Genomic DNA, 21,771 nt, shown 5'->3' on the forward strand with positions numbered 1-21,771 from the left:
GGCTTCCTGCTAGGGTCCTTTCACGCTCGACCCGAACCGAGCCGCCACGAAAAGGTACAACCCACATGAGCCGTCATCATCGATTCGCCCGTCTGTCCATGAGTACTTCCGCGCTGAGCGCCCTGCTGCTCGGCGGCTGTGGTCTCTCCCATGAGACTGAGCAGGCCTTCCCCGGAAGGTCAGGTGAAGTGGTGACCGCCCGGGTGGCGTTGCCGGGACTCGGGTTCCAGACGGTCACCTACGAGAAGATCGACGGAATGGCTGTACTGGAGGGGGACATCCTGCTCGACCTGCGGGAGGCGCCGACCCGAAGCGGCCAGTCCGTGGCCCGGACGGACACGTACTCGCGTTGGCCGGGGGCCACTGTCCCCTACGTCATCGATGCGGGCCTGCCCGACAGCGGCCGGGTGACGTCCGCCATCCGCCACTGGGAATCCAAGACCTCCTTGCGCTTCAAGCCGCGCACGACGGAAGCGGACTACCTGCGGTTCCGGCCGGGTTCTGGCTGTAGCTCGTACGTCGGCAGGATGGGGGGCGAGCAGACGGTGGACCTGGCCAGTGGATGCGGCCTGACCGCCGCGATCCATGAGATCGGACATGCCGTGGGCCTCTGGCACGAGCAGAGCCGTGCCGACCGGGACAACCACATCATCATCAATTGGGGCAACGTCCAGTCCGGAACGCAGCACAACTTCCAGACCTACGCGCAGCAGGGAGCGGATGGCATGGACCTGGGCCCCTACGATTATGGCTCCATCATGCACTACGACGCCTACGCCTTCTCCTCCAATGGCCAGCCGACCATCGTCCGCAGGGATGGGGGAGGGAGCCTCGGGCGGCAAGATTCGCTGTCCGATGGGGACACCCGTGGCGCGGAGTCGCTCTATAGCCCGCGCGCCCGCTTCAGCAGCGGGGTGGCCGGGAATCGCTGCCTGGACGTCTCCGACGGCAACCCGGCACAGGGGACTCTCACGCAGATCTGGGAGTGCAATGGCTCGGCCGCGCAGGAATGGTTCCTGACCGTCCGTGGGGAGCTGCGCAGCACCCTCGCTCCCAACCGCTGCCTGGATGTGTCCGACGCGAAGACGACGCCGGGCACTCGGGTCCGGATCTGGGAGTGCAACGGGACGGCCGCGCAGAAATGGACGATCAGCGGCGGAGAGGTGCGCAGCGCGCTGGGGAGCAATCTCTGCCTGGACGTGTCCGACGCGGGCACGGCCCTGGGAACCGCGGTGCAGATCTGGGACTGCAACCGCTCGGCCGCCCAGAAGTGGACCCGGTTCTGAGGCGCCGCGACGCTTCCCTTTTCCTCTCGGGTCAGTGACATCTCCGCGTGCATGGACTTCAATCCGCGGCCCTGCACGCGCTCTCGCTCCGTCAGGGGCGGATGCAGCCGCTGCTCCAACGATTCCCGAGGCCTTCTTGCCGAGGCTCGCGCCGGTTCACGGACGCCCGGCTGGCCGGCCCCGGCGACGGGGGGACCAGCCGACACCGAGGGTCCGTCCGCGAGGGGGGCGCTTACAGTGCTCGCGGAGCAATGCCTCCAGCCGGTCGAGGTGCTCAAGGTTGGTGAATGTGACACGCCGTCCTCTTGCGTCCACTGTCAGGAAGAAGTCCTCGGGGAGGCGCTCCGCATTACTCGGGAACACGATCCAGGTGATTCTGTCTGGATGAGGTCGCTGCACATGGGCGCGCCGAGCATCGGCAGCGTCCACATGGCGAAGATCATCAGGAGTATCACCCCGTCGTGACCGCCGGAGAGCAGCACCAACTCCTCCTGGCCGGGAGGCCAGGCGGCACACTCGGATGAGGCCGAACACGCTCGACACGTTGACGACATGACCCTCGCCGGCCGCACATTCACCTCCGTCGCCGGGGCCCTTCAACGTCTGCGACCCACTCAGCCCGGCATCGGCCCCACGTAGCGGGAGGCGGGGCGGATGAGCCGGCCGGTGGCCCGCTGCTCGGCGACATGGCCCAGCCACCCGGCCACCCGGCCGCAGGCGAACACGGCCGGGAACAGCGAGCGCTCCAGCCCCACCGCATCGAGCAACACCGCCGTGTAGAACTCCACGTTCGCGCGCAGCGGCCGGTCCGGGTAGCGCTGACGCAGGAGCTCATCGGCCGCGCGCTCCACCGCTCGCGCCAGCGCGAGCCGCTCGGTCTTCAAGCCCCGCTGCTCGAGCCGCTCGAGCGCGCGCTCCAGCACCGCCGCGCGCGGGTCCCTCACCCGGTAGATGCGGTGGCCCATGCCCATGATGCGGCGCCCGGCCCGCAGCTCCGACTCGAGCCACGCGGCGGCCCGCTCCGGAGCGCCAATGGCGTCCAGCATGTCCAGCACCGGCCCGGGTGCGCCTCCGTGGAGGGGTCCCTTCAACGCCCCGATGGCCCCCACCGCCGCCGACACCGCATCCGAGCCCGTCGAGGCAATCACCCGCGCGGTGAACGTGGAGGCATTCAGCCCATGGTCGGACACGGTGACCAGGTAGGCCTCGAGTCCGGCCGCCCGCTCGGGCTGGGACTCGCCCGTCACCATGCGCAGCAGATCCGCCGCGTGCGAGAGCGAGGGATCCGGACGCACGGGTGGCAGGCCGCGTCCGCGCCTCGCCCAGGCGCCGGTGAACACCGCCAGCGCGCCCGTCAGCAGGACGAACGTGTCCAGCTCCTCGCCCGGGTGCGCCGGAACGTGGGCCGCCGCGGCCCGGAGCGCGTCCATCGCGTCCCGCGCCTCCAACGCATCCCCTCCCCGCTCGAGCAACCCGAAGGCGCGCACCCGAGCCTCGCCCAGGGCCGCCTGGAGCGACGGAGGCAAGGCCCCCTTCGCGTACGGGGCCCAGAGCCTCGCGCACACCTCCTCGAAGGAAATCGCTCCGGCGAGTGACTCCACGTCCCCGCCGGCAATCACCAACCTCCCCCGCTCGCCGTCCACCTCGCTCAACCGGGTCTCGGCCACCACCACGCCCTCGAGACCCGCCTGCACCGCAGCCTGCGTCGCGTCCATGTTCGTGTCCCTCCGAGGCAAGCTTTAATTTCCGCCCTCCGGGCTCGAAACTCGATTCGACAATCGACATGTAAAGAGGGAGAGGAGTGGAGGTGGGCGGCGAGTGCTGGCGGCTGCTTCAACGATTCCCGAGGCGTTCAAGGTAGGCGCAGAACATATCGGCCATGGCCCCGGCGAAGGCGTCGATCTCCGCGGGTGTCCGGGGACTTTCCGAAAAATCCTTTCCCACCGCGCTGAGCGTCGTCGTGACCAGCTCGGTGGCCAATGCACGCGTCGCTTTCGTGGCCTCGGGGAGCACCTCCCGCATGAAGGCTTGGACGCTGCGGTCACTCGACGCCCTCGCCTCCCGCGCCTCGGGCGCATCGCGATAAAGAGGGGCGGCGTCGTTGAGCGCCACGCGCATCCCGGCCTCCTCGCATTCCGAGCGGATGAAAGCGTGGACAAGGAGGCGCAGCCGTTCGAACGGCGGTTTCCGGACGTCCTCGAGGATGCCGCTCAGCAGCTCGGACGTCTGCCGCCATTCGTCGCTCTGCAGCCGGAAGAGGATCGCCGCCTTGTTCGGGAAGTACTGGTACACCGAGCCCACGCTGACGCCGGCCCGCTCGGCCACCCGCGCGGTGGTGAAGCGCCGCGCGCCTTCCTTCGCCAAAACCTGAGCCGCGGCTTTCAGGATCGCGGCGACGAGTTGGGTCGAGCGGGCCTGTTGAGGCTGTTTTCGTGAGGAAATCCCGGGGTTCTTGCGGTCGGTCATGTGGGGGCACGGCAATGCGAATAGGAAACCTGACGGATTCGTCGCATTCTAATCCAGCTCAACGACGAACGCACCTTGAACCGGAGACATGCATGACCACCCTCACCACTTCCCCGCTCGCACCGCTGCTGGATCGGTTGTTCGAAGAGGCCGCCTCGACGTCGCCGACGACGAGCCCGTTCTTCGCCGATCTTTCCAGCGAAGAACGGGCCAGGCGGATGCGTAGCAAGACCGACTACCTGGACTTCTATGGGCGCCTGAAGGATTTTCCGCTCGCGGTTTCACGAGAGACGGGCACCCTGCTCTACATGCTGGCGCGGAGCCGCAACGCGCGGACGATCGTCGAGTTCGGGACCTCGTTCGGCATCTCGACCCTGCACCTCGCCGCGGCACTGCGTGACAATGGCGGCGGCCGTCTGATCACCAGCGAGTTCGAGCCGTCCAAGGTGGTGCGCGCCCGCGAGAACCTGACGGCCGGTGGTCTCATCGACCTGGTGGAGATCCGCGAGGGAGACGCGCTGCGGACGCTGGCCGTCGATCTCCCGGAAACGATCGACCTGCTCCTGCTCGACGGCGCCAAGGCGCTCTATCCCGAAATCCTGGACCGGGTGGAGAGCCGCCTCAGGCCGGGCGCGCTCATCATCGCCGACAACGCCGACTTCAGCCCCGACTACCTGGCGCGCGTCCGCTCGCCCGCCTCGGGCTACCTGTCCACGCCGTTCGCCGAAGATGTCGAGCTGTCCATGCGGCTCGGTTGAAGAGGAGACTGAGCCCATGCACGATAAGATTTGACAGATGAAGCGGCGCGGCTCTATCTAGCCACGCATCCCGTCGAGGCAGGGGGGGGGACCCGCCGCCGAGACCGGATGATCAAGGAAAGAATAGACATGCGAAGAAAGATCCTGGCGTTTCTCTGTGCCTCGATGGCCGTCCTGGGCTGTGGTTCGGAGCAGCCGCTTTCCCAGGTGCCGCGTGTACCGGTGGCGCCTCCCGAGGGGATGAAGACTCTCTCCGCGAGTGCCGCGCTCATGTCACCCCTGGCCGCCAACAATCACGATCCGGGTCAGGCCATTGCCATCAACCTGGAGACCGTCTACGGCGACTACCTCACCGCCGTGGGACAGGAGGACTGGTATTACGTCTATACGCCCTCCGCCGGAAAGCTCACGACCCTCGTGGTGCCCCCGAACGACACGACCATTGATTATGACTTGAGCGTGTTCAGTCTGAATGCGTCCACGGGGTACCTGGAGAACCAGCTCGATTCCATGTACGGGCCGGGCTCGACCGAGCAGCTCAGCCTGTCGGCCAGCCCGGGAGGCTACTATTTCATCCGCGTCACCTCCTACGCGGGCTCGTCGGCGACCGCCCCGTTCTACCTGCTGGCGACGTTCTCGCCCAACCCGGACTCGGCCGAGCCCGATGACAACGTGACCCAGGCCCGGGCCGTATCGGGCTTGCCCACGCTCCAGCGGACGATCGACAACGTTTATGACCAGGACTGGGTCGCCTACCAGGTCACCACCCAGACGAACCTGCGCGTGAGACTGGACGGGCAGACCGCGGGGAGCACCTTCTTCCTGGACATCTTCAATTCCAACCTGGGCAGCATGGGTCGCGGTTCCCAAGGAAGCACGTACAGCCTCTCCCTGTCGCCCGGCACGTACTACTTCCGGATCGCCTCCTCCAGTGGAACGGGAAGCTATACGCTGTCACTGTCTCCCTCGGTGGCGAGCCGGATCGGGACCCTGTCCTACATCCAGCCCTGCTGGGCCAGTGACGCCCATCCCGTGAACTACGGGTATGGAATGCGTTTCCGGGCGAAGGAGGGGTGTGAGCTGATAGTGACTGGGCAGGCCTTCGACAGCAACCAGCAGGCGGCCAGCTTCGCCCGCGTCTCCGTCGTGTTCCAGACGGAGGGGATCACGAACATCAGCCGTAAGGACGTCGTCGCGGATGTCTTTGGCTACTTCACGGCCTCCGTGCTCGTGCCGTATGGCTATGGTCTGCACTATTACGACAACTGGGTGAGCGGCCACTACTGGGACTGGGGTTACGTGGACGTCTATTCGACCGATACCGCGGCCCTCCTGGGATCGGACTCCATCTACGCGTTCTCCTACCAGTTGTATCAGCCGCACTGAGGCGCCTTCCAGCCCCACGCGCCCGAAGGAGCCGCCCCGCGACGGAGACCGTTCCGCCGCGGGGCCCGCGGCACCAGCTCAGTCCAGGATGCGGTGCGGAAAGTCCGGGGACACCCTCGGCAAGCTGGCCCTCGTCTCGGCCGTGGTGTGCGTGGCGATCGCCTCTCAGTGTGCGCGGAGCCCGGCCCCCGCCACGCGAAAGCCCGCGGACACTGCCTCAACGCACCTCGCGGAGGCGGCGTCGACGCAGCCCGCGCCGGAAGCTGCCTCGACCAAGAAAGCGGGGATGAAGAAGGGCACGCAGCCCACCACCGCCCAGGAGCAGAAGGAAGAGAGCACGCAGCCCACCACCGTCCAAGCGCCTTCGGACAATGGCCAGGCGCTCTTCGCCAAGGGAGAACACGTAGCACTGGACTCGCCCCTGCTCAAGGTCGAGAAACTTTCACTGGCGATCACCGGGAACAACTCTCGGAGCTCCAAGCCGCGCATCCAGCTCACGGTGAGGAACACGTCGACGAAGACACTCTCCTCCGCGAGCTACGATGCGCGTCTGTTCATCGACAGCCAGCCCGGGCCCGTGGTGGATGAACACGATTCGCACGGCGGAACACTGTTCCTGTCGTTTGGAGCTCAGGGGCTGAAGCCGGGCGAGGCAACCACGAACACGGTGACCCCGGATACGTTCTTCAGTAGCGCCTGGGTGGTGCCAGACGTCCTCAACGCCAGGCGCTGGCAGCTCGTCATCCGAAACACCAGCGTGGCCGACGGCATGAATCACTCCCTCGACGTGGAGGCGCCCCCGTTCACGAGCCTGCCCAGCACGACCCCTCTCTACACCGCGTCGGCGTCTTCCGCCCCGGCCTTGAAAGCGGCCGATACCGTGGACTTCACCGCCGCGTTGCGCGATGGAGTGAGCGCTGGCGCGGGGAACCAGGCGCTGGCGCTGCGGAACGTGAAGGTGGCCATCGGGCGCGGCAACTTCGGCAGGACCCAGCCGGTCATCACGTTGGACGTGACCAACATCGGCGAGCGCACCCTCTCCAATGCCAGTATCCAGGCACAGCTGTACATCGATGGCCAGACCACGCCCGTCATCAAGACAGGCGAGGAGGAGGAGACATCCGAAGTTGCCTCATCCGAGAACCTCTTCACCTCTTTCGGCGAGCGGGGCCTTGCTCCCGGACAGACGCTCAAGGTCACTCTGCGGCCCGACACCTTTTTTTCCAATGCCTGGAAGTCGCCCGACGTGCTCAACGCGAAGTCGCACCTGGTGCTGCTGCGCGTGAGCAGCACGCAGGATGGGATGGGAAAGCCCTATGGCGGCATCGCCCAGGAGCTGCCCTGACCCCACGCCGGGAGGACACCCATAGAGGTTGCCGCGCACCGCGCCCCCGCGCGGCGTAGGCTGCTTCCATGCCGCACCCACCCCGAAAGCCGCGACCCCGGATCCTCACGCTGGCGGCACTCGGCGCCCGGGGTCTCCCGCTCCACGTGAGCCGCATCGCCAGCCGCACGCTCTCGTCTTCGCACGAGCCGGTGGTCGCCACCTTCGCCCTCTTCTTCCTCGTCACCGGCGGCAAGGGACACGGTCGCCACCTCGAGCAGGTGGACGCGCGCCCGGGGGAGCTCCACTTCATCCCCGCGGGGGTGGAGATCCACGCCCTCAACGTGGGCGAGCTGGAGGGTTGGCTGGTGGCCTTCGACCCCACGCTGCTGGGCTCGCTGGAGCTGGAGCCGCCGAACCACGCCCCGGTGACAAGAGGGCCGTCGGTGGCGGGCTTGGCGAGCAGCCTGGCCTCCCGATGGTCCTTCAGGCTCGCGATCGGTGAGGCGCGGCGCCAGCGGCTCGAACACCTCATCGCCGCGCTGGACACGGAGCTGCGCGAACGGCAGTGGGACTTCGAACGCGCGGCGCGCGCCCTGTTCATGCTGCTGCTGACGGAGCTCCGGCGCGAGGCGCGCGAGCACGCCTCTGGGCGCTTGCCGTCGCCGGGCAGGCTGGTGCAGGACGTGCTCGCCTTCGTCGCGGCGCACAGCCTGAAGCCCATCTCGCTGGCGGACGTGGCGGCGGCGGTGGACCGGACGCCCTCGTACGTCGCCACGGCGGTGCGCGAGGAGACCGGGCTGACCGTGGGCGACTGGCTCCGCGAGCACCGCATGGCCGAGGCGCGGCGCCGCCTGCTGGAGACGACGACGAGCGTGGAGTCCATCGCCAGCCAGGTCGGCTACTCGGACGTCACCTCGTTCGTCCGCGGCTTCCGGCGCGCGCACGGGATGACCCCCCGGGCCTGGCGCGAGCGGCACCGCCAGCAGGGCCGCTGAACCCGGTCAATTTTCACCGCAATATGGGCCCTGGTGCTGACCGGGCCCCCCGCGCATAACTACCCCCCAAACCGCCCCGCCCAGGGGCCAAGGACAGGTGGGTTCCACATGGTGGAGGCAGTGCGCGTCAACCTTCAGCGCGAGTTCGAGAGCCCGGAGGCGCGGGCCAATCCCATCCCCGTCTACGCGAAGCTGCGGAAGCTGGGGCCGGTCCTCCACTCGACTGCCCTCTACGGCGAGGGCTTCGTCCTCCCCCGGTACGAGGAGGTCGTCAGCGTCCTCAAGGATCCCCGGTTCGCCAACGACCGCCGGAACGTCCCCGGCGGCACGTCCATGGACCGTTGGTGGATGCCGGCCATCCTGAGGCTGCTCGTCTCCAGCATGGTGCTCAAGGATCCGCCGGATCACCGCCGCCTGCGCAACCTCGTCCAGAAGGCGTTCACCCCCATCATGGTCGAGAACCTGAACGGGCGGGTGGAGCAGATCACCGAGGAGCTGCTGGATGCCGCCGTCCGCAAGCCGGTCGTGGACCTCATGGAGGAGTTCGCGCTGCCCCTGCCGCTGACCGTCATCTCGGAAATGCTCGGCGTCCCCGAGCCCGACCGCATCAACTTCCGCAAGCTGATTGCCAAGGTCCTGGATCCCTCGTCGGTGAGCCCCATCGCGTTCATCCGCAACTACCCCCACATGCTCCGGCTGAACCGGTTCCTCCGGAGGCTGGTGAACCTGCGCCGCGAGCAGCCGGGGAATGATCTGGTGACGGCGCTGGTGCAGGCCGAGGAAGGCGGGGACCGGCTCAGCGAGGACGAGCTCATCTCCATGATCTTCCTCCTGCTCTTCGCCGGGCACGAGACGACGGTGAACCTCATCGGCAACGGCGTGCTGGCGCTGGTGCGGCACCCCGACCAGCTCCAGAAGCTCCGCGAGCAGCCCGACCTCATCGACAGCGCCATCGAGGAGATGCTGCGCTTCACCAACCCGGTGGGACAGGTGGCGCCGCGCTTCGCCAAGGAGGATGTGGAGATCGCGGGCGTTCGCATCCCCAAGGGCAGCGCGGTCACCCTGCTGATCGCCTCGGCGAATCTGGACGAGACGGCGTTCCCGAACGCGGACAAGCTGGACATCACCCGCAGCCCGAACCGCCATGTGTCCTTCGGGTACGGAATCCACTACTGCCTGGGAGCGCCGCTTGCCCGGCTGGAGGCCCGGGTCGCCATCCCCGCGCTGCTGCAACGCTTCCCGCGCCTCGAGCTGGCGGTGCCCGCGGAGAAGCTGCGCTGGCGTCCCAACATCGGCCTGCGCGGCCTGGAGGCACTGCCCCTCTCCGTATCGCCGGCCAGCTCGGCGGCTGAACGGTCCGCCGCGTAGAAACGGACCGCGGAACTCGCGGACCCCAATGGCACCGCGGGCACCCCGTGCCCGCCAACGGCCTGTGCTACGGCATCGCCGACTTCACGCCGCGAAGTAGCAGCCCTGTTCCAGGTCCGCGAGGAGGCCGACCTGCTTCGGGTTCCACCCGAGTTGCTCGCGCGTTCTCGCGCTCGAGGCCGGGACATCGAGCGCCACGAAGTTCACGAAGCCACCGAAGTGCTGCGCGGCCTCGCCGCGAGGCTTGCCGACAATCGGCACCCCGAGGCGATGGCCGATAGCGGTGGCGATGTCGCGGAGCGGGATGCCCTCCTCGGCGACCGCGTGGTACCGCCCCCCGCCAGGTCGCGTCTCGAGCACGAGTCGATAGAGCCGCGCGGCATCGAGCCGATGCACGGCGGGCCAGCGGTTGCCGCCGTCGTCGATGTACGCGGAGAGGCCCGTTCGCCGCGCCAGCTTGATCAGTGTCGGCACGAAGTGAGGATCGCCGTCGCCGTGTACCGACGGTGGCAGACGCACCACCGAGACGCGCACATCGCGCGCGGCGACGGCGTCGGCGGCCTCTTCGGTCGCCGCGCGAGGATGCGCCGCGGCCCCGGACGCCGGCGCCGTCTCCTCGGTCCCGAGCACGCCCTTCGGCAGCACGCCGACGGCCGACGTGACGATCAGCGGGCGCGTCGTTCCGGTGAGCGCCGCACCCAGCGTCTCGATGGCACGCCTGTCGATCTCGCAGCTCTCCTTGAACTTCGAGAAGTCGTGGTTGAACGCCGTGTGGATGACGGCATCCGACGTTGCCGCGCCGCTCTCGAGGCTGTCGAGTTCCTCGACCGCTCCGCGCTGCACGAAGGCGCCGATGGCCGTGAGCGACGCGGCACCGGCGTCAGACCGAGCGAGGCCGAGCACCTCGTGCCCCGCGGCGAGAAGTTCCTGAACGACTGCCGAGCCAACGAAGCCCGTGGCTCCCGTGACGAAGACGCGCATGACGATGTCCTTTGTGGTTTTGACCACCATGCGTCGATTCGAAGGCCATCACAATCAGCACGCTCGACATGCTAAGTATGCACAGAAGTATGTCTCGTCACTTCGACAGGCAGGTGCTCGACGGCCTCGGCATTCTCCGCGCGGTGGTGGAAGCCGGGAGCTTCGTCGGTGCGGGCGAAGCACTCGGGCTCACGCAGCCCGCCGTCAGCCGCGCGGTGGCGCGCCTCGAGGAGCGCGTCGGCGTTCGCATGTTCCGGCGCACCGCGCGCTCCATCTCGCTCACCGAGGAGGGTCGACGCTTCTATGAAGCGATCGCACCGCACCTCCGCGCCATCGAAGAGGCCACGAGCGAAGCGGGCGACTCGAAAGCCAAAGTGCGCGGGCGTCTGCGCGTGAACGTCGACCCCGGTACGGCGCAGCTCGTGCTCACGCCGCGCCTTCAGCCGTTTTTCGAGCAGCACCCCGACTTGTTCGTCGAGCTCGTCGCGCGCGACCGCATGGGCGACCTCGTCCGCGAGGGTTTCGACGTCGCCGTCCGCCTCGGCAACCCGGAGCCCTCCGCGCTCAAGGCGCGACTCCTCATGCGCACGCACATCGTCACGTGTGCATCCCCGGAGTACGTCGCCCGGCACGGAGCACCACGCCATCCCCGCGACATCGAGAAGCACCGCTGCATCTTGATGCGCGATCCATCGACTGGCAGCCACTTCGGCTGGGAGTTCGTGCACGGACGGAAGGTGGTGCCCGTCGACGTGAGCGGCCCGCTGATGGTCAACCAGTTCGGTCCGATGCTAGCGGCATGTCTCGCGGGGCAAGGCATCGCGCAGGTGCTCGAGTTCCACGCGCGCGAGTTCCTCGCCGACGGCAGGCTCGTGCAGGTGCTGCCCGAGTGGGCCGACGAGACGTACCCGCTCTACGCGTACCACCACTCGGCGCAGCTCATGTCGGCCAAGGTCCGGGCATTCCTCGACTTCGTCGTCGACGTGACGCGTGATGCAGACGTCTGAGCGGTGCCACGACCGCGTCCAATTATCCGGTTTAGACTGGATGTCCTTGATTCCGGGAGTTCATCCGCTGCACGCTACCGCCATGCTCCCAACCGCCGCGAAGTCCCGCCGTGCCCGCTGGCCCCTCTCGCGCCCGATGGCGCTGACCCTGCTCGCCCTGCCGCTCTGGGCCTGCGGTCCCGATGCTCCCCCCGAGCGCGACACGTCGAGCGCCCGGCTCGAGGAGGCGCTCCCGGCAGGCGGCTGGCGGGTGCTGATGGCCAATGGCGGCGCCCCCATTCGCAGCATCACCCGCCGCGCGGATGGGGTGTTGCTGGGCGGGGCGAGCACGGGCCATGGCATCACGGTCTGGGCGAGCCGCGACAACGGCGCGACCTGGTCCGTCCACGGCTCCGTCGCGAACAATCCCGCCGTGGAGTTCGGCGACGTGACGATGCACGCCATCCCCGGCACGCGCACCGTCTTCTGCGCCTTCCGCGAGTTCGCCAACGGGCAGTTCCGCATCACCGTCACCCGGAGTGACAACGATGGGGACAGCTGGGTCTACGACAGCACCGTCGTGGGCCCCGAGTCCCGCTTCGTCGGGGCGCCCTTCCTGTTCCAGCGCGCCAACGGCGACCTGCAGGTGTACTACGACTCCGAGCCGCTCGCCGCGCAGGGGGGCTACCCCGGCCACCAATGGATCGCCATGCAGGGTCGCCGTGGCACCACGGGGCCGTGGACCGCGTACGGCGTGGTGGCCGTGTCGCGGGACAAGCGGGCCGGTGCGCTCAACCGCGAGGGCATGGCCACCGTGGTGCAGCTCGGGGGAGATCGCCTCATGGCCGTCACCGAGGGGGTGGAGCCGTTCCCCACGGGCGGCGCCCACGCCAACGTCGTCAACGCCGTGGAGTCCTGGGACGGAGGCAAGACGTGGGATGACTCGCTGCGCCGCACCGTCTACCAGTCCCGGATCGATCCGGGCTCCGGACGGCGCTACAACGCCTATGTGCCCTTCGCCATCCGCGTGGGCAACGGCCCCGTGGGCGTGGCCTTCTGCACCGACGAGGACAAGGCGGGAGCGCCCGACCTCGCGAGCGCCCCTCCGGATCAGCGCAACTGCCATGTCGGGTACGTGAGCACGACCAGCAACTTCGAGACCTGGTCCTCCCCGAGCCCCGTGTGGACCGCCACCTCGCGCAACTACACGCCGGGCCTCTTCGAGCGCGCCTCCAATGACGTCATCGTGGTGATCGACGCGCTGGGCGGAAATCGTGTCCTGCAGCGGTAGGGCGCATGGGTTACCCGTCAGCGCTCCTCATTCGAAGGCGCAGCGCAGCCGCTGTCGTCACAGGCCGCGGTGGGAAGCACCTGGGTCGTGGACTGCTGCACACCCAACGCTGGTCCCGAATGAGCCTCGAGTAGCAGGGTCTGCAGCTCGGCGCCGAGCAGCAGGTCGTCGTGAACACCGAAGATCTGCCGGCGAAGACGTCCCTGCGCGTCGATCAATACCGTCGTCGGCGTTCCCCGCATCGCGTACGCGCTCATTGTCCGCGGGATGGGATCGCCGGCTTCGCCCGGTGCGTCCACGCCCACCGGGAACTTCACCCGGTATTCGTGGAGGAACGCCCGGAGGGACTCGATCTTCATGGCCTCGTGGTGCTCGAAGACCGTGTGCAGCCCGATCACCACGAGCGGCGCGCCCGCGAAGACTTCAGCGACGCGCTGTGCCTGTGGAATGCCGTGGGCGACGCATCCAGGGCAGAGCATTTGGAATGCGTGGAGGAGGACGACCTTGCCGCGGAGTCGCTCGAGAGTGAGCGGCTCCGGCGTGTTGAGCCAGGCGGTCGTCCGCCACGCGGGTGCGGGGCGCAACGTCATTAGAAGTCCCCGTCCTTGACGTAGGGGTGGGCCCAGAGCGTCACCTGCAACAGGGATGACTTGAGCCACGCCGCGGACATCTTCTCGATGTCCTCCGCGGAATGGCCCTGCTCGGCCAGGAAGGGACGCAGGGTAAAGGTTACCGGGAAGATGAGCGCGAACAGGTCCCGAAAGGGCACGATGTCCGTCGAGGGGGCTCCGTCGGTCTTGTTCTTCTTCGCCCGATGGTGGCGCAGGCCGATCTCGTGCTGGTAGTCGAGCCAGGCCTGGTCGTACTGGGCACGCGACGTATCGAGAATCCACTGGCCGAAGCGCTTGCGGACGAGGCCAAGGTAGTCGCCAAGGGGCTTGCCGTCCGTCTTTCCACTGAACGAGGCGAGCAGATGCGGCTGACTCCCAACAAACCCATACCAGACGTCGAGGATCGCCTCGACGCGCCCCTTCACGATGTCGTGCGACATGCGGAGGTACTTCACGTCCTCTTCGCCAAACAGGACGCTGGCCTTCATCTGTTCGAAGTCGGTGAGGGACACAGGTGAACGTGCAACGGACGAGGTGCCATGGGTATAGCCAGGGATGTTGCTCATTTCTTCTTCTCCTTCGCGGAGCAAAGCTCCGCTGTCGCCGTCGGCCGGAATGGCCGCGGAATTCGTGTTCGCTCATGCCTGAGACGAAATGGCGTCAGCCGCGACGCATGAACTGCTCCCAGATCTCTCGTCGCGCCGACTCGGCCGCGAGCTCTTGCTCCGGGCAATCGAGGCGCAGTTGAGCACTCGATAGCGGCGCGTCCACGAAGGCACAGTGATGCGGCGACGCGCCCGGGCGCACGTTCGGACGGAAATGCGTGCAGGTCACGCACATGCCGGTGAACGGAACGAGCCCTTGCTCCTGAAGCATCCGGATCATCTTGACGATGCCGGCGAAGAACGCGCGCTGCTCATCCGGGGAGAGATGAGCGACCGCGTCCGCCATGAACTCTGGCCACGAACGCGCGCGAGCACCGAGTGCGGCGCCCTCCGTCGTTGGCGTGAGGAGGCTGGCGCGCGAGTGCCTCGGGTCCGCGGATCTGGTCACGAGTTTCTTCTCGACGAGGACGCGGACGGAATCACTGATGGTGGGAAGCGTCACGCCGAGGCGCTCGCTCAGCTCCGTACCGGAGAGGGGCCCGTGCGCTACCAGCGCGGCGAGGATCTGCCCCTGCGTGGCAGACAGGCCCACCCCATTGGCCTGCTGCCACGCCTGCTGCTTCATCGCGAGCCCGATCTTGTGCAGCCCTGTCGCGATGCGCGCGGAGATCGGCTCGCTGTTCTCGTTGAAGTACTCCGGTCGCTTCCCAGTCATGGTCTCGATCTAACTTAGGAGTCCTAAGTTGGCAAGCCTACCCGGTCACCCACCCGCCGATCTCGCCGGCCCTGCCGTTGAGTGCCGCCCGGAACGACGCGACGCGGCATCCTCGCCGCTGGATCCGCCATTGTTCCTCAGTGGATAAATCCGGGAAAAATTCAAATAACTGTCTTCATGTTAATTCATGGGAAACCGTGTAGATGGGCACAGCCCCGGAGACAGCTGAATTCCCCCCTGTCGACTCCGTGGGAGGACACCCATGACCCAACCATCTCGACGCACACATCTTGGCGGCACGGCGCTACGGCTGCTGCCCCTGCTTTGTGGCTTGTTCTCGTCCCAGGGGGCGCAGGCCGCCTGGACGCCCAAGACGCCGCCGCTGACGACGCAGTGGACCTCGCAGGCGACTCCCAGCAACGCCCTGCCGGAATATCCCCGGCCGCAGATGGTGCGCGCCGATTGGCAGAACCTCAATGGCGAGTGGCAGTTCGGCAACGCCACCGCGGGCCAGACGCCGCCCTTCGGCCAGAACCTGTCCGAGAGCATTCTCGTCCCCTTCCCCATCGAGTCGGCCATCTCTGGCATCAAGCGGCACCAGGACCGCATGTGGTACCGCCGCACCTTCACCGTGCCCGCCGCCTGGAGCGGCCGGCGCGTCCAGCTCCACTTCGGCGCCGTGGACTGGGAGGCCTCCGTCTACGTCAACCGCCAGCTCGTCGGCACCCATCAGGGCGGCTTCGACGCCTTCAGCTTCGACATCACCAACGCCCTCAACGGCGGCACCAACGAGATCATCGTCGGTGTCTATGATCCCACCGACGCGGGCGGACAGCCCGTGGGCAAGCAGCGCAACAACCCCAGTGGCATCTTCTACACGGCCGCCTCGGGCATCTGGCAGACGGTGTGGCTCGAGCCCACGCCGTCCGCGAGCATCACCCGCCTGGACATGACGCCGGACGTGGCGGGCTCGGCCCTGCGCCTGACGGTGCGCGGCGCGGGAATCGCCGGCCAGACGGTCGAGGCCGTGGCCTTCGATGGCTCCACGCAGGTGGGCAGCGCCACGGGCAGCGTGGACGGGGAGATCCGCATCCCCGTGCCCAACCCCAAGCTGTGGTCCCCCGACAGCCCCTTCCTCTATGACTTGCGCGTGTCGCTCAAGAGCGGCTCCACCGTCGTGGACCAGGTGACGAGCTACTTCGGCATGCGCTCGGTGGGCCTCAAGCTCGTGGCGGGCGTGCTGCGTCCGGTGCTCAACGGCCAGTTCGTCTTCCAGCTCGGCACGTTGGATCAGGGCTACTGGCCGGATGGCATCTACACCGCGCCCACGGACGCGGCGCTCAAGTTCGACATCCAGAAGCACAAGGATCTGGGCTTCAACCTCATCCGCAAGCACATCAAGGTCGAACCCCAGCGCTGGTTCTACTGGACCGACAAGCTCGGCCTCCTCGTCTGGCAGGACATGCCGCTCATGGCCCTGACCGGGCCGTCCACGGCGGCCAAGGCCCAGTTCGAGCGCGAGCTGCGCGAGATGGTGGACGAGCACCGCAGCTCCCCGTCCCTCATCACCTGGGTGGTGCAGAACGAAGGCTGGGGTCAGTACGATCAGGCCCGGCTGGCGGACCTGGTGAAGGGCTGGGATTCCTCGCGGCTCGTGGACAACATGAGCGGCATCAACTGCTGTGGCGCCGTGGACGGTGGCAACGGAGACCTGGCGGACTGGCACGTCTACCAGGGCCCGGGCTCCCCGGTTCCGTCCGCCACGCGCGCGGCGGTGCTGGGTGAGTTCGGCGGCCTGGGCATGCGCATCTCCGGCCACGAGTGGAGCCCTGGCAATGGCTTCGGGTATGGAGACCTGTACACCACGAGCGCGTCGCTCACCGCGCGCTACCTGGAGCTCATGGCGGGCCAGCGGGCGCTGCTCGACAACCCCGGTCTGAGCGCGTCCGTCTACACGGAGATCACCGACGTGGAGAACGAGGTGAACGGCCTGTACACCTACGATCGGGCCGTGTTCAAGATGGACTTCAACCAGGTTCGCGCGGCCCATCTGGATCTGATCGCCGCCTCGAAGCTGCTCAACAACAAGGGACCGCTGCCCGTGGGCCAGTTCCGCGCCCTGCAGGTGACGACGCCGGGTTACACCAACCGCTTCGTGCGGCACATCGAGAGCCTGGGCACCACCGAGGTGGTGACCAACACCAGCTCCACCACGCTCAAGCAGGATGCGACCTTCAAGATCGTCGCCGGCCTGGCCGATGCCGCCTGCTACTCGTTCGAGTCGCGCAACTACCCGGGCAGCTACCTGCGCCACTCCAGCAGCCGCATCCGCCGGGACACGCGGGACGGCTCGGCGCTCTTCGACCAGGACGCCACCTTCTGCGCGCGCAACGCGCTGGATGGCTCGGGGAACGTGTCGCTGGAGTCCAAGAACAAGCCCGGCTCCTACGTACGTCACCGCAATGGCGAGGTCTGGGTGGACGCCTTGGAGAACACCACGGGCTTCCGTCAGGACGCGACCTGGGCCATCGCGACGCCGTGGTGGAAGAGCGGCGCGAACGTCCCCACGAACACGTTCCAGTCCTTCCAGGTGACGACGTCGGGCTACACCGACCGCTACCTGCGGCACATCGACAGCGTGGCCAACACCGAGGTGGTGAACAGCGGCAGCTCCAGCACGCTCAAGCAGGACGCGACCTTCAAGCTCGTGCCCGGCCTGGCCGAGTCGAGCTGCTACTCGTTCGAGTCGCGCAACTTCCCGGGTGAGTACCTGAGGCACTCGAGCAGCCGCGTGCGGAGGGATCGCCGCGATGGCTCGGCGCTCTTCGACCAGGACGCCACCTTCTGCGCCCAGCCGGGTCTGTCCGGCTCGGGGGTGTCGTTCGAGTCCTTCAACTACCCCGGCCGCTACATCCGCCACTACGCCGCCGAGGTGTGGACGGCCTCGGGCTACGGGAGCACCTGGGATTCGGCCGGCGGCTTCAACGCCGACTCGACCTGGAGCATCGTGGCCCCCTGGGCCCCCTGAGTGACATTCCCCCGAGGGAGCCCTCGCCACACCGCGAGGGCTCCCTGGCCGCTCCGCCCCTCGCGTTCGCTGTCCCTTGGTTGACTCGGCCGCACGGCCTCCCTGTAATCCCGCGTGGGGCTCCTCGCGAGCGGAGCCCATGCATGGAGGCGCCAGGTGCCAAGAGGGATAGCGCTGCTGACATGCATGTTGCTCGTGGGGTGTAGTAGCGCCTCCCGGAGCGTTCTCCCTGCCACTGGACAGACAAGGTACTGCGTCTACGTCCCGAGCAGCGGCTTTGAGCCGGCGAAACACGGTGGAGCATCCGCCGCCGTGCCCGCGCCGGGTGCGAGTTCGCCGACGGCTCCACGTCCCCCTTCCCCACCACCGCTGCGAGGGCTTCCTGGCGGAGGCGCAGGAGATGGGGTCCCCCGCGGTATGCTCCGCCCGGTGCCGCGAGGCGGCACGACCGCGGCAGGAGCAGGCACTGGCGCTGCGGCAGGAGAAGCTCTGGTCACGGGCGGCGCGGTCGTCGCGGCCGCGGGCAGTGTTCTGCTGCTTTGCTTCACCGTCAAAGCGGTTGTGGACGGTGAGCAGTCACCCATCGACATCGCGGACAGGTTCTACGGTACACACTTCGGAGATGTTTTTGGATGGGCCCGAGGCCGGTATTCCCCAAAGGGTTCTGCTCATCCGGCCAACATCGAGATGGAGTTCCTCATTCACCAGGCGCCTGATGGCACGGTGTCAGTAGAGACAAGCGCGCCCACGACCCAACCTGAGTCGGTGTCTTCTCCCCGCGCTCCTCCCAATGGACGGCCAGATGCGGAATCCGCCAGAGAAAGCAAAAAGAAACGCGGCCGTCTCTATGCAACCTACAGGAAGCGCAATGAGACAACCAACCTTTACTACTCTGGGCGAACCAGCATGGTCGTTGATCTCAGCCTGCCTCTTGATCTACAGGCACAGTGGGCCATCAAGCTCCGTGATATGAATCATCATGTTGACGAGAACAAAGATCCAAGCGGTGTTTCATTCGATGATGCGCAACTTGATGTATTCGACCTTGGGGCTGCCATCGACTACGATCAGAGGTATGATGACCCAGCATATTGGCGGATTCGCGGTAGAGAGCAGCAACTGATAGACTTCAGTGGAGGCGCCCGGTCCGACACTGGCAAACCCCATCGAACCGAGAACGTCGTGCGCGCCGTGGCAAAAGACAACCCGCGGGGCAGACGTTTTCACGATGCCGCCACGATTCGTTGGGGCGAACTTCACCGTTACACAGGATACTAGGACATGCGGCCAACGCATAAACCAGGTTCATTCATGAGGATTCCCCTTCCAGACGGCTCCTTCGGCTATGGAAGGGTTCTCGAATTGCATTTCGATGCCTTCTACAATTACAGGACCACCGAACCGGACACGGACCTGGACAGGATCGCATCCAAGCCCATCCTTTTCAGGGTTGTTGTCCGCTCTCCATACTCGAAGTCATGGGAACCCATCGGGTGGAGAGATCTCGAAGAACGTCTGACTCAACCCATTGTTCAATTCAGAATGGAAGTGGGACCGCTCCGCCGCTGTTGGATTTTCGATAGCATCGGCAATTCGAGAGAGGCGACCCCAAAAGAATGTATTGGGCTCGAGCCAGCCACTGTTTGGGAATCGCACGGTGTCGAAAAACGTCTGCTCGATGCCTTCATGGGACGCCCCAACTCAGTACTGGAGCGCATCAAGAGGGAGCTGGAGCAATAGGGTGTGCCCTCCGCGTCCCGGCACAGGGGCCACCCCAGCGCACAAGTCCTCCGCTCACGATGGGCTTTTTCTTGCGCCGGAACCTGGACCAGGGGCTTCTGGCAGCGGCGGGCGCGCATTCATCAGGGGCGTGAAGAGACATCGGAGGTTCCTCCCTGCGGCACTCGGCCAGCCGCGTGCGGAGGGATCGCCGCGATGGCTCGGCGCTCTTCGATCAGGACGCCACCTTCTGCGCCCAGCCGGGTCTGTCCGGCTCGGGGGTGTCGTTCGAGTCCCGCCCCTCGCGTTCGCTGTCCCTTGGTTGACTCGGCCGCCCAGCCTCCCTGTAATCCCGCGTGGGGCTCCTCGCGAGCGGAGCCCATGCATGGAGGCGCCAGGTGCCAAGAGGGATAGCGCTGCTGACATGCATGTTGCTCGTGGGGTGTAGTAGCTCCTCCCGGAGCGTTCTCCCTGCCACTGGACAGACAAGGTACTGCGTCTACGTCCCGAGCAGCGGCGTTGAGCCGGCGGAACACAGTGGAGCATCCGCCGCCGTGCCCGCGCCGGGTGCGAGTTCGCCGACGGCTCCACGTCCCCCTTCCCCACCACCGCTGCGAGGGCTTCCTGGCGGAGGCGCAGGAGATGGGGTCCCCCGCGGTATGCTCCGCCCGGTGCCGCGAGGCGGCACGACCGCGGCAGGAGCAGGCACTGGCGCTGCGGCAGGAGAAGCTCTGGTCACGGGCGGCGCGGTCGTCGCGGCCGCGGGCAGTATTCTGCTGCTTTGCTTCACCGTCAAAGCGGTTGTGGATGGGGAGCAGACTCCCATCGACATCGCGGACAGGTTCTACGGTACACACTTCGGAGATGTTTTTGGATGGGCTCGAGGCCGGTATTCCCCAAAGGGCGCTGGGCATCCGACCAACATCGAGATGGAGATCCTCATTCACCAGGCGCCTGATGGCACGGTGTCAGTAGAGACAAGCGCGCCCACGCCCCAACCTGAGTCAGTGTCTTCTCCCCGCGCTCTTCCCAGTGGACGGCCAGATGCGGAATCCGCCAGAGAAAGCAAAAAGAAACGCGGCCGTCTCTATGCAACCTACAGGAAGCTCAATGAGGCAACCAACCTTTACTACTCTGGGCGGACCAGCATGGTCGTTGACCCCAACCTGCCTCTCAGACTCCAGGCACAGTTGGCCATCAAGCTCCGTGATTTGAATCATCACGTTGACGAGAACAAAGATCCGAGCAGTGTTTCATTCGATGATGCGCAACTGGATGTATTCGACATTGGGGCTGCCATCGACTACGCTCAGAGGTATGATGACCCAGCATACTGGCGGATTCGCGGAAGAGAACAGCAACTGATAGACTCCAGTGGAGGCGCCCAGTCCGACACGGGCAAGCCCCATCGAACCGAGAACGTCGTGCGCGCCGTAGCAAAAAACAACCCGCGGGGCAGACGGTTTCACGATGCCGCTACGACTCGCTGGAGCGAACTTCACCGTTACACAGGATACTAGGACATGCGGCCAACGCACAAACCAGGTTCATTCTTGAGAATTCCCCTCCCAGACGGCTCCTTCGGCTATGGAAGGGTTCTCGAACTGCCGTTCGATGCCTTCTACAATTACAGGACCACCGAGCCGGACGCGGACCTGGACAGGATCGCATCCAAGCCCATCCTTTTCAGGATTGTTGTCCGCTCTCCACATTCGAAATCATGGGAACCCATCGGGTGGAGAAAGATTGAAGAGCACCTGACTCAACCCGTTGTTCAATTCAGCATGGAAGTGGGACCGCTCCGCCGCTGTACGATTTTCGATAGCCTTGGCAATGAAAGAGAGGCGACCCCAAAAGAATGTATTGGGCTCGAGCCAGCCACTGTTTGGGAATCGCACGGTGTCGAAAAACGTCTGCTCGATGCCTTCATGGGACGTCCCAACTCAGTACTGGAGCGCATCAAGAGGGAGCTGGAGCAGTAGAGTGTGCGCGAGAAATCCCCCGCCCTTGCGAGACTGAGTGTCGGCCTGCCCCCGAAACGCCTGGAGCGGCAGCAGGCCCCTCCGTGCTTGCCACCTTCGGGCGGACAGGTGGAGAGCAACGGCGGGTGCTGGTTCGAGATGGTGGGAAGTCCTCCGTGTGGCCAGCTCTACGAGCATGCCGAGAAGTGCTACGTCCCCGTGCGCGAGACACCCAGGCCGCCAACGTTGGTTGACCCGTAGCTTCCGGGGCTCAATGCCATGGGGCGC

The 21,771-nt window shown here is 66.4% G+C and carries 19 protein-coding genes and 1 pseudogene; 14 read left to right on the top strand and 6 right to left on the bottom strand.

The window, feature by feature from the left end; all coding sequences use genetic code 11:
- Positions 1 to 65: 65 nt before the first annotated feature.
- Positions 66 to 1,286, top strand: coding sequence for a M12 family metallopeptidase (locus CYFUS_RS26710; protein ID WP_095987800.1), 1,221 nt, complete (start codon positions 66 to 68; stop codon positions 1,284 to 1,286).
- Between the two features lie 614 nt (positions 1,287 to 1,900).
- Here the strand turns inward: CYFUS_RS26710 and CYFUS_RS26720 are convergent.
- Positions 1,901 to 3,001, bottom strand: a complete 1,101-nt coding sequence (locus tag CYFUS_RS26720) for a citrate synthase (RefSeq protein ID WP_095987802.1) — start codon at positions 2,999 to 3,001, stop codon at positions 1,901 to 1,903.
- A 118-nt stretch (positions 3,002 to 3,119) separates the two neighbouring features.
- Positions 3,120 to 3,752 (bottom strand): TetR family transcriptional regulator, encoded by a 633-nt coding sequence (locus CYFUS_RS26725; RefSeq protein WP_095992244.1) that lies wholly within the window; start codon positions 3,750 to 3,752, stop codon positions 3,120 to 3,122.
- A 92-nt stretch (positions 3,753 to 3,844) separates the two neighbouring features.
- On the opposite strand from CYFUS_RS26725, the gene CYFUS_RS26730 reads away from it, so the two are divergent.
- The 5 genes from CYFUS_RS26730 (at position 3,845) to CYFUS_RS26750 (ending at position 9,586) form a co-directional block, all read left to right on the top strand.
- Positions 3,845 to 4,510 (top strand): O-methyltransferase, encoded by a 666-nt coding sequence (locus CYFUS_RS26730; RefSeq protein ID WP_095987803.1) that lies wholly within the window; start codon positions 3,845 to 3,847, stop codon positions 4,508 to 4,510.
- A 129-nt stretch (positions 4,511 to 4,639) separates the two neighbouring features.
- On the top strand, positions 4,640 to 5,896 hold the full coding sequence (locus CYFUS_RS26735; protein WP_095987804.1) for a hypothetical protein: 1,257 nt from the start codon (positions 4,640 to 4,642) through the stop codon (positions 5,894 to 5,896).
- 286 nt (positions 5,897 to 6,182) lie between these two features.
- Positions 6,183 to 7,241 carry a hypothetical protein gene (locus CYFUS_RS26740; RefSeq protein ID WP_095987805.1) on the top strand — a complete coding sequence of 353 codons (1,059 nt, stop codon included), beginning with the start codon at positions 6,183 to 6,185 and terminating at the stop codon, positions 7,239 to 7,241.
- Positions 7,242 to 7,309: 68 nt separating this feature from the next.
- The gene (locus tag CYFUS_RS26745; protein ID WP_095987806.1) at positions 7,310 to 8,218 is read left to right on the top strand and encodes a helix-turn-helix transcriptional regulator; all 909 of its coding nucleotides are present in this window, start codon (positions 7,310 to 7,312) and stop codon (positions 8,216 to 8,218) included.
- Between the two features lie 108 nt (positions 8,219 to 8,326).
- Positions 8,327 to 9,586, top strand: coding sequence for a cytochrome P450 family protein (locus CYFUS_RS26750; RefSeq protein WP_095987807.1), 1,260 nt, complete (start codon positions 8,327 to 8,329; stop codon positions 9,584 to 9,586).
- A gap of 84 nt (positions 9,587 to 9,670) precedes the next feature.
- Here the strand turns inward: CYFUS_RS26750 and CYFUS_RS26755 are convergent, their stop codons facing one another.
- Entirely contained in the window at positions 9,671 to 10,597 is a 927-nt protein-coding gene (locus tag CYFUS_RS26755) for an SDR family oxidoreductase (RefSeq protein WP_332468292.1), read from the bottom strand.
- Between the two features lie 59 nt (positions 10,598 to 10,656).
- Between CYFUS_RS26755 and CYFUS_RS26760 the strand changes: the two genes are divergently transcribed.
- On the top strand, positions 10,657 to 11,574 hold the full coding sequence (locus CYFUS_RS26760) for a LysR family transcriptional regulator (RefSeq protein ID WP_095987808.1): 918 nt from the start codon (positions 10,657 to 10,659) through the stop codon (positions 11,572 to 11,574).
- An 82-nt stretch (positions 11,575 to 11,656) separates the two neighbouring features.
- Positions 11,657 to 12,844 carry a sialidase family protein gene (locus tag CYFUS_RS26765; protein ID WP_095987809.1) on the top strand — a complete coding sequence of 396 codons (1,188 nt, stop codon included), beginning with the start codon at positions 11,657 to 11,659 and terminating at the stop codon, positions 12,842 to 12,844.
- 17 nt (positions 12,845 to 12,861) lie between these two features.
- On the opposite strand, the gene CYFUS_RS26770 is transcribed toward CYFUS_RS26765, so the two are convergent.
- From CYFUS_RS26770 to CYFUS_RS26780, 3 genes are all read right to left on the bottom strand, one after another.
- On the bottom strand, positions 12,862 to 13,434 hold the full coding sequence (locus CYFUS_RS26770; protein ID WP_095987810.1) for a redoxin domain-containing protein: 573 nt from the start codon (positions 13,432 to 13,434) through the stop codon (positions 12,862 to 12,864).
- Positions 13,434 to 14,021, bottom strand: a complete 588-nt coding sequence (locus tag CYFUS_RS26775) for a protoglobin domain-containing protein (RefSeq protein ID WP_095987811.1) — start codon at positions 14,019 to 14,021, stop codon at positions 13,434 to 13,436. The genes CYFUS_RS26770 and CYFUS_RS26775 overlap by 1 nt, the downstream gene beginning before the upstream one ends.
- Positions 14,022 to 14,115: 94 nt before the next feature.
- Entirely contained in the window at positions 14,116 to 14,775 is a 660-nt protein-coding gene (locus CYFUS_RS26780; RefSeq protein WP_095987812.1) for a MarR family winged helix-turn-helix transcriptional regulator, read from the bottom strand.
- Between the two features lie 262 nt (positions 14,776 to 15,037).
- Between CYFUS_RS26780 and CYFUS_RS26785 the strand changes: the two genes are divergently transcribed.
- From CYFUS_RS26785 to CYFUS_RS26800, 6 genes and pseudogenes are all read left to right on the top strand, one after another.
- The gene (locus tag CYFUS_RS26785; protein ID WP_095987813.1) at positions 15,038 to 17,803 is read left to right on the top strand and encodes an AbfB domain-containing protein; all 2,766 of its coding nucleotides are present in this window, start codon (positions 15,038 to 15,040) and stop codon (positions 17,801 to 17,803) included.
- A 417-nt stretch (positions 17,804 to 18,220) separates the two neighbouring features.
- Positions 18,221 to 19,081, top strand: a complete 861-nt coding sequence (locus CYFUS_RS50940; RefSeq protein WP_157758670.1) for a hypothetical protein — start codon at positions 18,221 to 18,223, stop codon at positions 19,079 to 19,081.
- A 3-nt stretch (positions 19,082 to 19,084) separates the two neighbouring features.
- Positions 19,085 to 19,543, top strand: a complete 459-nt coding sequence (locus tag CYFUS_RS26790; RefSeq protein WP_095987814.1) for an immunity 26/phosphotriesterase HocA family protein — start codon at positions 19,085 to 19,087, stop codon at positions 19,541 to 19,543.
- A gap of 146 nt (positions 19,544 to 19,689) precedes the next feature.
- Positions 19,690 to 19,818, top strand: a pseudogene (locus tag CYFUS_RS54625) (AbfB domain-containing protein); the annotation flags it as partial.
- 363 nt (positions 19,819 to 20,181) lie between these two features.
- Entirely contained in the window at positions 20,182 to 21,042 is an 861-nt protein-coding gene (locus CYFUS_RS50945) for a hypothetical protein (protein ID WP_157758671.1), read from the top strand.
- A 3-nt stretch (positions 21,043 to 21,045) separates the two neighbouring features.
- The gene (locus tag CYFUS_RS26800) at positions 21,046 to 21,504 is read left to right on the top strand and encodes an Imm26 family immunity protein (RefSeq protein WP_095987816.1); all 459 of its coding nucleotides are present in this window, start codon (positions 21,046 to 21,048) and stop codon (positions 21,502 to 21,504) included.
- Positions 21,505 to 21,771 lie beyond the last annotated feature (267 nt).

It is taken from the genome of Cystobacter fuscus, assembly GCF_002305875.1.
GTDB lineage: Bacteria > Myxococcota > Myxococcia > Myxococcales > Myxococcaceae > Cystobacter > Cystobacter fuscus_A.

Bases quoted from the DNA above. Each gene is read 5' to 3' on its own strand.
- CYFUS_RS26710 (WP_095987800.1), top strand. From the start codon at position 66: ATGAGCCGTCATCATCGATTCGCCCGTCTGTCCATGAGTACTTCCGCG.
- CYFUS_RS26720 (WP_095987802.1), bottom strand. From the start codon at position 3,001: ATGGACGCGACGCAGGCTGCGGTGCAGGCGGGTCTCGAGGGCGTGGTG.
- CYFUS_RS26725 (WP_095992244.1), bottom strand. From the start codon at position 3,752: ATGACCGACCGCAAGAACCCCGGGATTTCCTCACGAAAACAGCCTCAA.
- CYFUS_RS26730 (WP_095987803.1), top strand. From the start codon at position 3,845: ATGACCACCCTCACCACTTCCCCGCTCGCACCGCTGCTGGATCGGTTG.
- CYFUS_RS26735 (WP_095987804.1), top strand. From the start codon at position 4,640: ATGCGAAGAAAGATCCTGGCGTTTCTCTGTGCCTCGATGGCCGTCCTG.
- CYFUS_RS26740 (WP_095987805.1), top strand. From the start codon at position 6,183: ATGAAGAAGGGCACGCAGCCCACCACCGCCCAGGAGCAGAAGGAAGAG.
- CYFUS_RS26745 (WP_095987806.1), top strand. From the start codon at position 7,310: ATGCCGCACCCACCCCGAAAGCCGCGACCCCGGATCCTCACGCTGGCG.
- CYFUS_RS26750 (WP_095987807.1), top strand. From the start codon at position 8,327: ATGGTGGAGGCAGTGCGCGTCAACCTTCAGCGCGAGTTCGAGAGCCCG.
- CYFUS_RS26755 (WP_332468292.1), bottom strand. From the start codon at position 10,597: ATGGTGGTCAAAACCACAAAGGACATCGTCATGCGCGTCTTCGTCACG.
- CYFUS_RS26760 (WP_095987808.1), top strand. From the start codon at position 10,657: ATGTCTCGTCACTTCGACAGGCAGGTGCTCGACGGCCTCGGCATTCTC.
- CYFUS_RS26765 (WP_095987809.1), top strand. From the start codon at position 11,657: ATGCTCCCAACCGCCGCGAAGTCCCGCCGTGCCCGCTGGCCCCTCTCG.
- CYFUS_RS26770 (WP_095987810.1), bottom strand. From the start codon at position 13,434: ATGACGTTGCGCCCCGCACCCGCGTGGCGGACGACCGCCTGGCTCAAC.
- CYFUS_RS26775 (WP_095987811.1), bottom strand. From the start codon at position 14,021: ATGAGCAACATCCCTGGCTATACCCATGGCACCTCGTCCGTTGCACGT.
- CYFUS_RS26780 (WP_095987812.1), bottom strand. From the start codon at position 14,775: ATGACTGGGAAGCGACCGGAGTACTTCAACGAGAACAGCGAGCCGATC.
- CYFUS_RS26785 (WP_095987813.1), top strand. From the start codon at position 15,038: ATGACCCAACCATCTCGACGCACACATCTTGGCGGCACGGCGCTACGG.
- CYFUS_RS50940 (WP_157758670.1), top strand. From the start codon at position 18,221: ATGCTCCGCCCGGTGCCGCGAGGCGGCACGACCGCGGCAGGAGCAGGC.
- CYFUS_RS26790 (WP_095987814.1), top strand. From the start codon at position 19,085: ATGCGGCCAACGCATAAACCAGGTTCATTCATGAGGATTCCCCTTCCA.
- CYFUS_RS50945 (WP_157758671.1), top strand. From the start codon at position 20,182: ATGCTCCGCCCGGTGCCGCGAGGCGGCACGACCGCGGCAGGAGCAGGC.
- CYFUS_RS26800 (WP_095987816.1), top strand. From the start codon at position 21,046: ATGCGGCCAACGCACAAACCAGGTTCATTCTTGAGAATTCCCCTCCCA.